General features: G+C 43.4%; 11 protein-coding genes. 8 read left to right on the forward strand and 3 right to left on the reverse strand.

Annotated elements, in window-relative coordinates:
• The first annotated feature begins 7 nt into the window (after positions 1-7).
• From GVT53_RS05650 to GVT53_RS05685, 8 genes are all read left to right on the forward strand, one after another.
• Positions 8-799 (forward strand): (Fe-S)-binding protein, encoded by a 792-nt coding sequence (locus GVT53_RS05650; RefSeq protein ID WP_166247839.1) that lies wholly within the window; start codon positions 8-10, stop codon positions 797-799.
• Between the two features lie 51 nt (positions 800-850).
• Complete coding sequence (locus GVT53_RS05655) at positions 851-1,333, forward strand: ABC transporter ATPase (protein ID WP_166247840.1); 483 nt, start codon at positions 851-853, stop codon at positions 1,331-1,333.
• Positions 1,334-1,425: 92 nt separating this feature from the next.
• Complete coding sequence (locus GVT53_RS05660; protein ID WP_166247841.1) at positions 1,426-4,338, forward strand: glycoside hydrolase family 3 N-terminal domain-containing protein; 2,913 nt, start codon at positions 1,426-1,428, stop codon at positions 4,336-4,338.
• A gap of 29 nt (positions 4,339-4,367) precedes the next feature.
• Positions 4,368-5,510, forward strand: a complete 1,143-nt coding sequence (bshA, locus tag GVT53_RS05665; RefSeq protein ID WP_166247842.1) for an N-acetyl-alpha-D-glucosaminyl L-malate synthase BshA — start codon at positions 4,368-4,370, stop codon at positions 5,508-5,510.
• A gap of 35 nt (positions 5,511-5,545) precedes the next feature.
• On the forward strand, positions 5,546-5,974 hold the full coding sequence (locus tag GVT53_RS05670) for a hypothetical protein (RefSeq protein ID WP_166247843.1): 429 nt from the start codon (positions 5,546-5,548) through the stop codon (positions 5,972-5,974).
• 114 nt (positions 5,975-6,088) lie between these two features.
• Complete coding sequence (locus GVT53_RS05675) at positions 6,089-7,261, forward strand: OmpA family protein (protein ID WP_240905154.1); 1,173 nt, start codon at positions 6,089-6,091, stop codon at positions 7,259-7,261.
• Between the two features lie 95 nt (positions 7,262-7,356).
• Entirely contained in the window at positions 7,357-12,546 is a 5,190-nt protein-coding gene (locus tag GVT53_RS05680; RefSeq protein WP_166247844.1) for a gliding motility-associated C-terminal domain-containing protein, read from the forward strand.
• Between the two features lie 22 nt (positions 12,547-12,568).
• The gene (locus tag GVT53_RS05685) at positions 12,569-13,504 is read left to right on the forward strand and encodes a PorP/SprF family type IX secretion system membrane protein (RefSeq protein ID WP_166247845.1); all 936 of its coding nucleotides are present in this window, start codon (positions 12,569-12,571) and stop codon (positions 13,502-13,504) included.
• 42 nt (positions 13,505-13,546) lie between these two features.
• Here the strand turns inward: GVT53_RS05685 and GVT53_RS05690 are convergent, their stop codons facing one another.
• Genes GVT53_RS05690 through GVT53_RS05700 form a run of 3 tightly spaced genes read right to left on the reverse strand, consistent with a single transcriptional unit; the run spans position 13,547 to position 17,168 of the window.
• Entirely contained in the window at positions 13,547-14,515 is a 969-nt protein-coding gene (locus tag GVT53_RS05690; protein ID WP_166247846.1) for a hypothetical protein, read from the reverse strand.
• A 4-nt stretch (positions 14,516-14,519) separates the two neighbouring features.
• Complete coding sequence (locus GVT53_RS05695; RefSeq protein ID WP_166247847.1) at positions 14,520-15,974, reverse strand: MBOAT family O-acyltransferase; 1,455 nt, start codon at positions 15,972-15,974, stop codon at positions 14,520-14,522.
• A 3-nt stretch (positions 15,975-15,977) separates the two neighbouring features.
• Positions 15,978-17,168 (reverse strand): GNAT family N-acetyltransferase, encoded by a 1,191-nt coding sequence (locus GVT53_RS05700; RefSeq protein ID WP_166247848.1) that lies wholly within the window; start codon positions 17,166-17,168, stop codon positions 15,978-15,980.
• Positions 17,169-17,196: the final 28 nt, after the last annotated feature.

Raw genomic sequence — 17,196 nt, forward strand, 5'->3', positions numbered from 1 at the left:
TAAAACTATGAGCGAACAATTGAAGGTCAAGACCATGCAAGAGTTTATGGCAGAAGGAAAACAGCCAGAGATATTGTTCTGGGTGGGTTCTGCCGGTAGTTTTGATGACCGTGCCAAGAAAATATCCAGGGCCTTTGTAAAGTTGTTGAACAAGGCCGATGTGGATTTTGCCGTTTTGGGCACCGAAGAGAGCTCGACCGGTGATGTGGCCAAAAGAGCTGGCAACGAATTTTTGTTCCAGATGCAGGCCATGATGAACATAGAAGTACTGAATGGCTACGAAATAAAACGAATTGTTACCTGCGACCCGCATTCCTTCAATACGTTAAAAAACGAGTACCCAAGTTTGGGAGGCAATTATGATGTGGTGCACCATACCCAATACTTGAAAGAGCTTATCGATAACGGGCGCTTGACCATTACCGGGGACGGATACAAAGGGAAGCGCATCACTTTTCACGACCCGTGTTATTTGGGCAGGGCCAATTCCGTTTTTGATGCACCACGCGAACTGCTTGCCAAGACAAATGCAGAATTGGTGGAGATGAAGCGCCATAAAAAAACAGCGCTGTGCTGCGGGGCAGGTGGCGCTCAAATGTTCAAAGAGCCAGAAAAGGGAGATATGGACGTCAATGTGCTACGGACCAAAGGAGCCTTGGAGACCAATCCCAATATCATAGCCACAGGCTGCCCCTATTGCAATACCATGATGACAGATGGTATCAAGGCACACGAAAAAGAGGACAGTGTCACAGTTTTGGATGTAGCCGAAGTATTGGCCAACTCCCAAGGATTGTAAAAAGAAGTTTAAAACACCAGGTCGATTTTCAAGACCTAATCACAAAAAAATATGCTAGCGGATTTTAATAAATTGCCAGATCACTCCAGAGTTTGGATTTATCAAGCCAATAGGAGTTTTACGGAAGAAGAGCAAAAAGAAATTGAGGAAAGCCTAACAGCCTTTTTAAAGGAATGGACGGCCCACGGCAGTGACCTTAACGCAGGATTCGAAATAAAATACAAACGTTTTATTGTTATCGGGTTGGACCAGACCAATGTCAGTGCTTCGGGATGTTCCATTGATGCCTCGGTGCACTTTATCCAAAGTTTGGAGCAAAAATATAATGTAGAACTATTGGATAGAATGAATGTTTCCTTCAAACAGGGAGAGTTCATAGCTTACAAGCCGTTGATCGATTTTAAGAAAATGGCCAAGGCCAAATCGGTTTCTCCAAGCACCATCGTGTTCAACAATCTGGTAGCCACCAAACAGGAATATCTGGAAAACTGGGAAGTACCTGCCAGCGACAGTTGGCACTCCAGATTTGTATAACAAAACCCTTAATTTATCTTAATTTCCATACTTTCCTCGACGAAATGCAATATTTTTATGGGCATTAAGTTGAGGTCTAAGACAAGATATTTATGCGGATAAAACTCCAACTCCCCCTTTTCCTACTCGTGTGCCTTCAAACGTTTGGACAGTCGAATCCCTTGATTGTCAAGGACTCCTTGGCCCAGATGGCATGGGTGGAAAATCAATATGCGAACATGTCCCTACAGGAAAAAGTGGGACAGCTGTTCATGGTAAGTGTTGCATCAAATCAAAGCAAGGCAGCGACCGATAAGGTCAAAAACCTTGTTGAGGAACAGGGTATAGGAGGGGTTATCTTTTTGGTCGGTGGACCGTTACGGCAAGCCAAACTCACCAATGAATATCAATCCGTTTCCAAAGTACCCTTGCTGATCGGTTCCGATGCTGAGTGGGGCATGGCCATGCGTTTGGATTCTACCTACGCATTTCCGTGGAACATGACGTTGGGAGCCATTCGAGACAGTACGATCGTAGAAAAGGTAGGTAATCAAATAGGAAAACATGCCAAACGATTGGGCGTCCATATCAATTTTGCACCGGACTTGGATGTGAACAATAATCCTGAGAACCCTATTATTGGAAACCGGTCTTTTGGTGAAAATCCTGAAAATGTGGCCAAAAAGGGGCGTGCTTTTGTTCGGGGAATGGAAAAGGCCGGCGTGCTCACCAGTGGCAAGCACTTTCCGGGGCATGGGGATACCGCCACGGATTCCCATAAATCTTTGCCCATCATTACCTCCTCCGTGGAGCGTTTGGATTCCATTGAACTCTATCCCTTTAAAAAAACAATGGAGGCCGGATTAAGTTCCACCATGGTGGCACATTTGGAAGTTCCCAGTTTGGAGAGCAGGGAAGGGCATCCATCCACCCTTTCCAAAAGTATTGTTACCGGAGTGTTGAAAAATCAATTGGGTTTTAAAGGTTTGGTGATTACAGATGCCTTGAACATGAAGGCAGTTTCCGAATTTGCTCCAGAAGGCAAAGTTGAGCTCGAAGCCTTCTTGGCAGGTAACGATTTATTGTTGATGCCTGAGAATGTGCTCAAGGCCAAAGAAACTTTTGTTCAGGCTTATGATGAAGGATTGATTACAGAGGAAAGACTGGCCGAATCCGTTAAAAAGATATTGATGGCCAAATATAAGGTGGGCTTGTATGATTATAAGGCCGTGGACCTGAAGAATTTGTACGAGGATCTGAACGGACTCGAGAACGATGTAATCTATGAAGAGGCCATTGAGGCGGCCATAACAGTGGCAAAAAACAATTTCTCATTGATGCCCATCAAAAAACTGGACAACAAAAAAATAGCCTATGTCCATTTTGGGGACGATCCTGGTACCACTTTCCACGAATCAATGAACAAATACTACAAGGTGACCCACATCAAAGCCAAGGATATTGCACAATATAAAAAAGAGCTCGCCAATTACAACTTGGTCATTATCGGTTTCCATAAAGACAATTCCAGCCCATGGAAAGGGTATAAATTTTCGAAAAACGAGCTGTTTTGGCTGGAAGAAATATCACGCTTGAGAACCAGCAACACTATTTTGGCACTGTTTGCCAGACCCTATGCTCTGTTGGACGTTCTCAATTTTGATACGATGGACGGTGTGGTGGTAGGTTATCAGAACAGTAAGATTGCCCAAGAAAAGGTAGCGGAGGTAATATTTGGTGCCATTGGTGCAACGGGAAAACTGCCGGTCTCTGCCCATAATGAATTTCCCGTGGGAACAGGTGTCGATGTGGAACCCATACAACGCTTAGGCTACAGTATCCCCGAAAGGGTCGGGATGAGTTCGGAGCTTTTGGCCGAGGTGGACACCTTGGTGCAGCATGGATTGGATTCCTTGATGTTCCCGGGCGCCCAGGTTTTGATCGCCAGAAAGGGAAAGGTAATCTATAACAAGAGTTTTGGCCATCCAACCTACAATTCCGAGGAAAAAGTAACGGAAGAATCCATTTACGACCTCGCCTCCCTTACAAAAATACTATCCACTTTGCCCATGATCATGAAGATGGAGGAAGAAGGAAAAATAGCCTTGAACGATACTTTTAAGGACTTGATTCCAGCTTATGCGGATACCGAGCTTAAGGATGTTTCGGTGCTCAAGGCATTGTCCCACTATGGCCGCCTGCCTTCTTGGATAGCTTTTTATTTGGATACTTTGGACAAGGACCGGAAGCCATCAACGGAGTTTTACAGTCCCAACCCTTCAGAAGCATTTCCTTATAAAGTGGCCGAGCATTTATACTTGACAAGGGCCTATAAGGATTCCATTTACAATAGAATCGGTCGGCAAAGTTTAAAATCAAACAGGTACAGATATAGCGATGTGGGCTACTACGTTTTTAAGGAATATATTGAAAAGACCTACAGTAGACCCATTGATGAGTTGGTGAATGAATTTTTGTACAGACCAATGGGTTTGCAGCGAACGACCTTTAACCCGCTCAAAAAATTTCCCAAAACGGAGATAGTTCCTTCAGAGGAGGACGACTATTACAGATATCAAACAGTGCAGGGGTATGTTCATGATATGGGAGCGGCCATGCAGGGCGGAGTAGGAGGACATGCGGGGCTCTTTAGCACGGCCAACGAGATAGCAAAGATCATGCAGATGTATTTACAGGGAGGTTATTATGGGGGCGAACGTTTTTTTAATGCCAGAACGGTAAAGCGCTTCAATACCTGCTATTTCTGTAACAAGAATGTGAGGAGGGGCGTTGGTTTTGATAAGCCCCAGTTGGAGGATAGCGGACCTACTTGCGGGTGTGTTTCCAGAAAGAGCTTTGGGCACAGCGGATTTACGGGGACTTACACTTGGGCCGACCCTGATGAGGAAATTGTTTATGTGTTTTTGTCCAATAGGACCTATCCGTCAGCAACAAATACCTTGCTCATAAAATCGGGGCTGCGGACCCGAATACAGCAGGCCATTTATGATTCCATTATTAATTAGGTATAAAATATTGCCGTAGATTTGTTCTTATGAAAATAGCGATTGTGTGTTACCCGACCTTTGGCGGTAGTGGTGTTGTTGCCACGGAATTGGGTATTGCCCTTGCAGAACGGGGCCACGAAATACACTTTATCACCTACCGTCAGCCCGTCCGATTGGAACTTTTGGGAAACAATATCCATTTTCATGAGGTGCACGTACCCGAATATCCGTTGTTCCATTATCAACCCTATGAACTGGCCCTATCCAGCAAATTGGTGGATACCATCAAAATGTATGATATAGAACTGCTGCATGTGCATTATGCCATTCCGCATGCCTATGCCGGGTATATGGCCAAAAAAATGCTACAGGAATATGGTATTTTTATACCGATGATCACCACCCTTCACGGAACGGATATCACCTTGGTGGGCAAACATCCTTTTTATAAGCCGGCCGTTACCTTCAGTATCAATAAATCAGATGTGGTGACCTCTGTTTCCGAGGCACTAAAAAAGGAAACCTTAAAGATTTTTGATATTGAAAGGGACATTGAGGTCATCCCCAACTTTATAGAGACCACCAAGTATAAAAATGTTTATACAGATTGCCAACGGAGCATGATGGCCAAGGAAGATGAACGGATCATAACCCATATCAGTAACTTTAGAAAGATAAAACGGATTCCGGATGTGATCAAAATATTCCATCGTATCCAAAAAGAAATGCCCGCTAAACTGATTATGGTGGGCGAGGGTCCGGAAAAGGAAAAGGCGGAAGATCTTTGCGAATCGTTGGGGATCAAGGATAGGGTGCTCTTTTTGGGGAACAGTAACGAGATCGATCGCATCCTTTGTTTTTCCGATCTGTTCCTATTGCCTTCCGAAACAGAGAGTTTTGGTCTGGCGGCATTGGAGGCCATGATCAATAAAGTAGCCATAATCTCCAGCAATACCGGAGGTATTCCCGAAGTAAATATCGATGGCGTATCCGGTTATTTGGCGGATGTTGGCGATGTGGACACCATGGCGACAAAGGCCATTGAGATTTTGAAGGATGATGAAACCTTGCAACGGTTCAAGGAAAACGCATTCAATGTGGCTTCCAAATTTGATATTGTACACATTCTTCCCTTGTATGAGGATCTTTACGATAAGGCATATAAATCAAGATTTAAAAACACGTTTTAGCCATTAGATATTTATTTTTTATAGCACTTATATTTTTGTTTTCCTGCAAAGCCCAAAAAAAACAAAATCCTCCTGTTGGGAAGGAAATCCACGGTTTGGAATTGGTCGACCATGATAATTTCACCAATATTGATTCATTTGCGACACATGTGATCAGGGATACAAAGACCTTGGGCAAGTTTTATAAGCAGATCAATAAAACACGTAAACCCGGATTGCCAGTTCCGATGGTGGATTTTTCCAAGGACATATTGATTCTGCTCTGTTTAGGTGAGCAGCACGGAGAAAAAACAATCCAATTGTCCAAATTAGAGGAAACCGACCAAGAAATGTTGATCGCCTTAGATGTTCGCAACGTATCTACAGAAGAAGAAATATCCATACAACCCGTGTACTTCCCATTTTATCTTTATAAAATACCATTGGTCGAGAAAACACTCAGGTTTCAACAGGTTGATAATTAGAATTTTCAGAAATGTTGCTGCTACTTATCGAATTTAAGTGCACTTAGAAGTACAAAATTCTGTTTTCACATAGCTTCATATAGATTTGAAGTCGATAACCTCAAATCGAGAAAAATGAATACTTCAAAGCCTATCGCTATGATGGTCATGGCTATTTTATGCCATGCTTTTATTTCCGCCCAAGATCTGGAATTAACAAAAAAGGACAGTATTGTACAGAGTTACTGGTTGGTTACCGTTGGTGCCAATGCTGTTGATGATTCCGGAGATGAATTTGGTGAGCTGTTCGACTTTAAAGAGGGTTGGAATATGGTTCCCTATCCATCCAGGGTAAGTGTTGGTCGTTATTTTAAAAACGGAATTGGACTTGAGGCAATAGGCTCTTACAACAGGTACAAGGAAGGAAAGATTGTTGATAATGTGGTCAACCCAGAGGATATTGATTATTGGGGGCTTGATTTCCGTGTGAGTTATGATTTAAATCAAATCTTGGGTCACACAGGTTTTTTTGATCCTTATATTGGCGTAGGGGCAGGTTATACCGATGCCAATAACCAAGGCAGGGGAACATATAATGCTGTTTTGGGTTTTAGGACCTGGTTTTCCGATCACTGGGGAATCGACTTCAACTCCACAGGAAAATGGGCCATGGATACAGAAAATGCAACCAACCATGTGCAGCATGCCGTAGGGGTAGCCTATCGATTCGAAGTGGAAAAAGGACTTTCCAGAAAAGGAGAGGAAAAATTGGCTATGCTCAAAGAAATGGAAGAAGAGCAAAAAAGAGTCCAAGACTCCATTGCCAATGCAGAGGAAGAAGCAAGATTGCTTGCGGAACGTTTACAAAAGGAAAAAGAAGCTGCTGAACTCGCTGCAGCGGAAAAAGCCAAAAAAGATGCCGAAGATGCAAGGAGGGCTGCACTTCAAACAAAAATCAACGAGTTGGGCAATGTGTACTTTAAGCTGAACTCGTCTTACCTAACGGCCAACGACAAAGAATTGTTGGATAAGCTTGTTGCGATAATGAACGATGAGCCAAATATCATCATACGGGTTACGGCACATACGGATTCTAGGGGAACCGAAAAATACAACCAATGGTTGTCGGAACGGAGAGCGGAACGTACAGTGGCGTATGTTGTTTCCAAAGGAATTTCCGAAGATAGGATCAGTCACGAAGCCTTTGGTGAAACCCAATTGGTAAACGAATGTTCTGACGGAGTACCGTGTACGGAAGAAAAGCACGCCAAGAATAGAAGGTCCGACTTTCAGATCATTGAATTTTGATAGTAAACCCCATTTTGGGATTTAAATAGATGGCCAGCTAATTGACATTGCCGCAATTGGAAGAATAGTTTAAAAACAACCTCAATTTTTTATAAATGCCACCAACACATCATTTATTATTGGGCTCCTTGCTCCACAAAGGAAAGCAGGCCGTGGCCAAAATAGCATTCCTGTCTGTTTTTGTTTTTTCTTACTTCTCTTATGCGCAGTATGACAAAGTAGTTATCCTGGGAGCTTCCATAATGGAATATACGTATGGTCAGAATCTAACAATTCCGAACGCAGCCAGAACTTCGGAATGGCAGGGCAATGGTGTAAATGTGGATGTGTACGGTTATGGGTTTGAAGGAGAAGAAATCAGTGATGTTGTCGCCCGACTTCAATCGGCAATGGCGGCACACCCAGCCAATACACTGTTTATGGTGCATATTGGGGGTAATAATGTTTCTGCTACTAGACCTTATAGTACCGCGACTCCTGCAGAACTCCAACAAATAAGCGATGATTATGATGCCCTGTATGCCGCAATACCTCCAGCCAGATTGGACGACGTTATCATTATGCCCATTACTTTTCGAACGTATGACATCTCCGATGACATTTACAACAATCAGGAGTTGGGTAGTTTGCCTTACAACCAGAATATTCTAATTCCCAAAATACTTGCAAACACACCATCCCAAATAAATGCGGATGGTAATCCCATAGTGGATCTTTACAATTTTACACGGAATAATTATCAAACCTATTTTGATGTAAGCGACCCTGGCTTTGATGGCGTTCACCCGTCTTCACCGGTTGGAGAGGATTTACTTTCCGAATATATGAGCCTAAGAGCGGCTTATTTTATTAATGGAGGCGATGTTCCAGCTCCAATTATCCCTAGTGTTTCGGTCACCGCGGACGATACGGACGGCGACGGGGTATTGAACAGTGATGATCTAGACGACGACAATGACGGGATATTGGATGTCGACGAATACGATTGTTCCATTAGCGGAAGTTTAGTATGGGGAGATCCAGTATGGACAGGAGGGGATCCTGATGATGATTTTGCCTCTATGGCGACCACGACCATAAATGGTACAGAGGTAACAATGGACAATACAGGAACGGACGCAAGTCTTTACAATTCCCTTTTTGCAATCGAGGACACTCCTTTTAACGGTGTTCAAGGCTTACTGTTACAGTCTGCGATAGGTTTATTGGATGATGGCCCCATAGTTTATGAGATACGATTTGATAGGCCTGTTTCCGGACTTTCCTTCCGTGTTGTGGATATAGATAAGAGATTAACCAGTGAAGCTCCTACGGGAAATCCCTATACCAGTAGGATGTCCATTGATTTATTCAGGGAGGGCACTGCCCAACCCTTGAACGCTTCCGATTATACGGTTGGCAGTGCAGTGGACGATTTGGGTGGTGGAATTTTTGAAGGGAACGCACTGGTTCCTTTAACACCGGACATTGGAGATGTGGTGTTCAATTTGGGCGAAGCAGTGGATAGGGTGGTACTAACTTTTTCCAATACGGAGGTAAGTTCCAGTACAGCGTTCATGGCCTTCTTGATATCGAATTTAAGCTGGAGCTGTACGTATCAGGATACGGACGGGGATGGCATTCCCGACCATTTGGACAACGATAGCGACGGCGATGGCTGTGTGGATGCTATTGAGGGCGATGGAGGCTTTACCATAGCAGACCTTGCAGCGGACAACAGTTTGAGTGGGGGAGTTGATGCCAACGGAGTGCCTTTGGTGGCATCCGGCGGACAGTCCAGTGTGAGCAGCACTGATGATACGGTGACCGGTCCCGGTTGCGACGATGACGGGGACGGTCTGACCAACGGAGAGGAAGCGATACTGGGCACCGACCCATTAAATCCTGATACCGATGGCGATGGTGTAGATGATGGCCAAGAGGTTGCAAATTCCAATGATCCCTTAGACCCATGTTCGCCTTTTCGAGCTCCTGGATATACTGGCTATGATGCGAGCAATGCGATTTGGTCAGCAGCTGATTGTGATGGCGATGGTGTGACCAATGGGGACGAGGTGGCCAATGGCACCGACCCATATTATGTTGTGGTCGATTCCGATAATGATGGCGTAATGGATACCCAAGATTTGGACGACGACAACGATGGGATTTTGGATGTTGACGAATACGATTGTTCCATTAGCGGAAGTTTGGTGTGGGGAGATCCAGTATGGACAGGAGGGGATCCTGATGATGATTTTGCTTCTACGGCGACCACGACCATAGATGGTACAGAGGTAACGATGGACAATACAGGAACGGACGCAAGTCTTTACAATTCCCTTTTTGCAATCGAGGACACTCCTTTTAACGGTGTTCAAGGCTTACTGTTACAGTCTGCGATAGGTTTATTGGATGATAGCCCCATAGTTTATGAGATACGATTCGACAGGCCAGTTTCCGGACTTTCGTTCCGCGTTGTGGATATAGACAAAAGATTGGATTTTGAGGGTACAGGTTCACAAGTTAACAACCCATATACAGGTAGGATGTCCATTAACCTGTTCAGGGACGGTGTGGCCCAACCCTTGAACGCTTCCGATTATACGGTTGGCAGTGCAGTGGACGATTTGGGTGGTGGAATTTTTGAAGGGAACGCACTGGTTCCTTTAACACCGGACATTGGAGATGTGGTGTTCAATTTGGGCGAAGCAGTGGATAGGGTGGTACTAACTTTTTCCAATACGGAGGTAAGTTCCAGTACAGCGTTCATGGCCTTCTTGATATCGAATTTAAGCTGGAGCTGTACCTATCAGGATACGGACGGGGATGGAATCCAAGACCATTTGGACAACGATAGCGACGATGACGGCTGTGTAGATGCTCTTGAGGGTGACGATGTTAACTTAACATTAGCCAGCGTAGATGGTAATGGAAGAATAAATGGTGCGGTGGATGCCAATGGTGTGCCTGTGGCGGTATCCGGCGGACAGTCCGATGTGAGCAGTACCGACGATACGGTGACCGGTCCCGGTTGCGACGATGACGGTGATGGTTTGACCAATGGTGAGGAAGCGGTATTGGGCACTGACCCTGATGATCCCGATACGGATGGCGATGGGGTGGATGATGGCCAAGAGGTTACTGATACAGATGATCCTTTGGATCCATGCGACCCCACCCAAGCAGCAGGATATAGCGGTTATGACGCAACCAATACAATTTGGGCCGCTGCCGACTGTGACGGTGATGGCGTGACCAACGGAGATGAGGATACCAATGGTACAGACCCATACGATAACACGGATACCGATGGAGATGGCGCACCGGATGATTTGGAAACGGCCAACGGAACTGACCTGAACGATCCATGTGACCCTGTACAAGCAGCAGGTTATACGGGTTATGATAGCACAAATGCAATCTGGGCCGCTGCAGACTGTGATGGTGATGGCGTAATCAACGGAGACGAGTTTACCAATGGCACCGACCCATACGCAGCTTCTTCGGATACGGACGGAGATGGCATCGATGACGATAATGAGATCAATAATGGAACGGATGAAAATGACCCCTGTTCACCAACCCAAGCAGCAGGTTATACAGGTTATGACGCAACCAATACAATTTGGGCCGCAGCCGACTGTGACAGCGATGGTGTGACCAACGGCGATGAGGATACCAATGGTACTGACCCGTACGATAACACGGATACCGATGGAGATGGCGTACCGGATGATTTGGAAACGGCCAACGGAACTGACCTGAACGATCCATGTGACCCTGTACAAGCAGCAGGTTATACGGGTTATGATAGCACAAATGCAATCTGGGCCGCTGCAGACTGTGATGGTGATGGCGTGACCAATGGGGACGAGTTTACCAATGGCACCGATCCATACGCTGTTTCAGCAGATACGGACGGAGATGGCATCGACGACGATAACGAGATCAATAATGGTACGGATGAAAATGACCCCTGTTCACCAACCCAAGCAGCAGGATATACAGGTTATGATTCTACCAATGCTATTTGGTCGGCCGCGGACTGTGACGGCGATGGTGTGACCAACGGCGATGAGGATACCAATGGTACTGACCCGTACGATAACACGGATACCGATGGTGATGGTGTATCGGATGACCTTGAAGCGGCAAATGGTACCGACGCAAACGACCCATGTGATCCAGTCCAAGCAGCTGGGTACACCGGTTATGATAGTACAAATACAATCTGGGCCGCTGCAGACTGTGATGGTGATGGCGTGATCAACGGGGATGAGTTTACAAACGGAACTGACCCTTATGAAGCTTCTGCGGATACGGACGGAGATGGCATCGACGACGATAACGAGATCAATAATGGTACGGATGAAAATGACCCCTGTTCACCAACCCAAGCAGCAGGATATACAGGTTATGATAGTACAAATGCAATCTGGGCCGCAGCCGACTGTGACGGCGATGGTGTGACCAACGGCGATGAGTTTATCAATGGTACCGATCCATATAGTGTCCCAGCGGATATTGATACAGATGGGGATGGGATCAATGATGCTCAAGAAGTGGCAAATGGAACGAACCTCAATGATCCATGCGACCCGGTTCAATCACCAGGATATACAGGATTTGATGAAACCAATTCCATTTGGGCAGCTGCAGATTGTGACTCTGATCAATTGACCAATGGTGAAGAAACAGTTTTAGGAACCGATCCTTATGTATTTGATACAGATCGTGATGGGATTGGTGACGGACAAGAGCTTTTGGACAATACAAACCCACTTGATGAGTGCGACTCGAATGGAGGAACACCATCGGAAAATAGTGATTGTGATGGTGATGGACTGACGTACCAAGAAGAAATTGATTTAGGTACCGACCCCAACAATTCGGATACGGATGGAGATACCATTGATGATGGACAAGAAGTAAATGACGAAACCGATCCTTTAAATCCATGCGATTCCATGGGTGGTACACCTCCTAGTGATGCTATGTGCGATATTGAAATTGGCAACACCATAATTTCCGCGGATAACGATGGGGTCAACGATTTCTTTAGCATCACCAATATCGAATCTTTCCCGAACAACGTCGTTCAGATATTCAACAGGTGGGGGGTAATCGTATTCGAAACAACGGGATACGATAATGCATCCAATGTTTTTAGTGGTATTTCAGAAGGTAGGGCAACGTTACAAAAAGGGGAACAGCTTCCGGCAGGTGTCTATTTCTATGTTATAAAATATGCCAATGGAACCAGAGGCAATACTAGATCAGGATACTTATATATAAATCGTTAGTACTAAGGCAAAAGCTTGAATAATGAAAAGAATAATCTTCTTAAATATTTTGATCTGGAGTATGATCAGTTCAATCACTGTAACAGGTCAACAAGATCCCCAGTATACACAGTATATGCTCAATACCCAAGTCATCAATCCAGCTTTGGTGGGATCCAGAGGGGTCACCACTATTGGAGCTTTATATAGGGCCCAATGGTTGGGGTTGGATGGAGCGCCAACCACACAGACATTACATTTTAATACACCGCTTTCTGAAAAAGTAGGTATCGGTTTTTCGGTGGTGAACGATGAAATAGGAAATGGTACCAGCCAAGAAACATTCGTGGATGCTTCTTTTTCCTATAGTTTGCCCGTATCCAATTACGCGAATTTATCATTTGGAATCAAGGCCAGTGCCAATATTTTGAACGTGGACTTTTCTCAATTGGTGAATTACGGGGCAGAATCCAACTTGCCGAATATAGACAACAAATTTTCTCCAAATTTTGGGGTGGGGGTGTTCTATAATACAGAACGATTTTATGCAGGATTATCGGTGCCAAGGATTTTGGAAACGGAACATTTTGACAATAGTTCCCAGAATACTTATCTGGCCTCCGAGCAGATGAACTTTTATTTGATTTCAGGTTTTGTTTTTGATTTGAATCCTGGTTTGAAGCTAAGACCCGGTATGTTGATGAAAGCTGTGCAGGGAGCTCCTTTATCCGTAGACATCTCGGCCAGCTTGTTGTTCAATGAAACATTTTCGTTTGGTGCGGCATATCGTCTGGATAGTGCGGTAAGTGCCCTTTTTGGGTTTCAGGTGACCGAGAAGTTCTTGTTGGGCCTATCCTACGATTGGGAAACCACGGAACTGGGCAGCACACAGTTCAACGATGGCTCTTTTGAGGTTTTTTTAAGGTTTGATTTTTTAAACCGGTATAACAGGAACAATGCTGGAAGCAACTTCTTTTAAAAAACTTGATATAAAGGCAAAGTAAAGAGTGCGAATATTGATTTATTCGCATTTTTTGTTTTTGGCCACTTGTACCACATAATCAGAAATTACGTTTGCAATCAAATCTCTTCCATGATTGTTCCAGTGATGGTCATAAATGAGCGTTACCGGTTTGGTGGTCTTTTCAAAAGCAGGGGCAAAGTCCAGATATTTAATTTCGTTTTGTCGGCAATATTCAAGAAATGAGTCACTGGTTTTTCTGGAATCGAGTAGGATAGAGGTCTTACATTTATCAAAACCATATAATTCGACCAAGCTCTTGAAATTGGCAAGGTACTCTTCATCCTTTTTTTTGGGCACCGTTATTTTGTTTGTCTCAAAACCTTCTGAGCTTTCTTGAAATGCTTTTCCGGTAACGAGTTTTTTAAGTGGTTCTACAATACCAATTTTAGATCCGTATGCCAAAAGCTTGATGTTGTCCCTAATTTTAAAAACTGTAGATCGCAGCATGGCAATTCTTTGTTTGTTCGGTTTGTACTCTCCACGGCCCAAATCACTTTCATAATTGAGATAAATAAAAATTTCATCAATTAGTTCAAATTGGTCATGGTAAGCATTGATCAAATGCATTTGATTGGCCAAGTCATACCCTGCATACCCATATTCATACACTTCGGTGCCATCGTTGAGGGCTTTTTCAATCTTCTTTCCTGTAGAATCATAGAAGTCCTGATGAAAACCTTCAATAAAGGAGTCACCAATAAGTGCGATTTCAAACTTATCCTTAGTGGGCTCAAATTCCCTAAAAGAATTGAAACCATCACTATTGATATGGAATTCTGAGAAGTTTTGGTTTCGGTTTCCTGTTACGGCATACCCATTATGGCCGGGCACTCGTTTTTCAACCCCTTGGTCATCTATAAACCTCGGCGGATCTTCAGTGTACAGGTGAAGAGCTCTTACCGTAAGTTCCAGGGCGATCAGAATAAGAAATATATATAAAACTGTTTTTAAGATAAATTTTTTCATACTTCTAGAATTGGAAATAGATGAATGATCGGTTGACTCCATCATCATAGAATAAAAGCATTGCCAAAACGACTATAACATACAATAAAAACCTGACAATCTTGGATTTAAACCTGAAGGGTTCCCGTTCATGTCTTCTAATTAGGTACTCATAAAAAATAAACAGGCCCAACAATACATAAAAATCCAACATTCTATACCCCATGGGGTGGATATAGGATTCGTAGGTGAAATTATTGATAATTTGATTTATGTACGCAAACGAATCCGTAAGGGTGGGAGATCTAAAAAATATTCGCGAAAAGGTCACCAATACGAACGTCAGCAACACTTGAAGAATTTCAATTGGTGTCGGTAAAAGTGTTTTCTCGCCCACCACATTATCGGCATACATGCGGTTCCGGCCCATAAGATATACGGGAATATAGAAAATAGCATGCAAACCTCCCCAAAAGATAAATGTCCAGTTGGCCCCGTGCCAAAATCCACTGACCAAAAATATAACTGCGATGTTCCTGACCGCCTTGAGTTGGCTTACCCTGGAACCACCCATGGGAATGTACAGGTAGTGCCTGAACCATGTTGATAAGGATATATGCCACCGTTGCCAATATTCTGCCACGTTCCTGGAAAAATTGGGGAACTTAAAATTGGACATCAGCTCTACGCCAAAGAGCTTGGCCGTGCCTATTGCAATATCGGAGTAACCGCTAAAATCGCCATAAACCTGAAAACTGAAAAGACAGACCCCAAGTATTAGGGTAGAAGCGGGGTAGGAGTGATAGTTGGCAAATATATCGTCCACAATAGGGGCCAAAGCATCGGCAATGACCAGTTTTTTAAAAAAGCCCCATAAAATCAGTTTTAAGCCTTCGGATGCCTGTGCATAGCTAAAGGTACGTTTGTTGGTAATTTGAGACAATAGGTTGGAGGCTCTTTCAATGGGACCTGCGACCAGTTGTGGAAAAAATGACACGAATGCCGTAAAGGCAACAAAGTCGGTAGTGGGCTTTAGTTTTTTATAATAGATGTCAAAAGAATAGGACATGGTCTGGAAGGTGTAAAAAGATATACCCACCGGTAAAATAATCTTTAAAGTCCATGTACTTTTAAAATCGTACCCGAAGGCTTGAAACATCTCCACAAAGGAATCAACAAAGAAATTGCTGTATTTAAAAAAGCCTAGCATCCCAATGTTGAAGGCCATGCTTACCCATAACCAGTATTTCGCTTTTTTCTTGTCATCAAGGTTTTCATATATTTTTTGGCCAACATAAAAATCCAGCAGTGTACTTAGGAAAATCAGGATCAAAAAACGCCAGTCCCACCAACCGTAAAACAGGTAGCTGGCAAAAATTATGAATACGTTTTGAACCTTGGTGTTGTTCTTAAAAAGAAACCAATAACTCAAAAAAACTAAGGGAAGGAATATGAGAAATTCAATGGAATTGAACAGCATTGATCAATTATTTTTAGAGTAAACTATTTTCTTGCTCATTTTATTTCCTGAAATGATATAATTTTTTCCATCAGCAAGGGGGCAAATGGTAATATTAGATATTTTGGTTTGGCTCAGGAAAAGAAATTCATAAACAATGGATTTCGGAATATTACTGCTTTCAAGCGGTATAGGTGTACTTTTTTCAATTTCAATATGTTTTGGCTCAATATCATCGAGTTTGTAATAAGGGGACGGACCATTTTGTTCGGAAGCAGTTCCGTTTTTACGGAGCAAGCTTTTTAATTTCCGGAGGTGGATATTTACCTTTTTGGATATTAGAAAGGCGATCAATTCAGTTTTGTAACCATAGTAATGTGCCATTGCGTAGGCCAAGGGCGAATTCTTTGGAAATACAATCTGACTTTTAAAGTTATAGGTATTGTTGCTCCACCACTTTTTATATTCCAAATCTCCCCAGCCCAGTTCGAACAAAATGTAACCATTGGACAGGCACCATTCTATATGCTTATAAATACAAATTTGTCCCAAACTAAATTTGCCATAATCTATATCGTAAGATGAAACATAGCCGAAAAGAATTTTATCGAAATGGTAATTCAATGAGATGAATATTGGCTTTTCCTCATTGTATGCAACATACAGTGATGCTTTACTTTCGTTGATCAACCTGAATGACGTGCTGTAAATCTTGTCCCACAACACAAGGGTCTCACTATTTTCGGGGCGTTGCTCAAACCGTTTGGCAATCATTTTCTTTAAGGAATCCATTAGATAGTTGTAACTGTCCTCGGATATATTGCCATGGAACATATGGTAATTTACGTCAAAACAAGAATCCAAACGCCTAAGCGACCTTGAGAGTGCCTGCCTGCGCTTTGCTTGCATACTCGCAAGAAAGTCTTTGAAGCTACCATATTCGCCCAACCAAACAGAGTAACCCTTTACAGATTTAAAGGTATTGGACTTAAACCTTTTCTTTTCATCCAGTTCGGTTGTCACATATTCGGGAATATAGCTCAAAGAGAATATGTTTCTTTTGTGATTGACAGAAGAGGACTGTTCTTCAATAGGAAATATTCCTTTATGCCGTCCTATTTTATAAGAAACATTGGAGCATAGTATAGAAGGTAAGCCTTGACTTTTATAAACATCCAAGAGAAAAGCTCCTTTTATATTCTTATAATAGATCATACCTTCCTAATTTGAGTTTATCCGACGA

This window comes from Flagellimonas oceani, assembly GCF_011068285.1.
In the GTDB taxonomy this organism is placed as follows: Bacteria; Bacteroidota; Bacteroidia; order Flavobacteriales; family Flavobacteriaceae; genus Flagellimonas; species Flagellimonas oceani.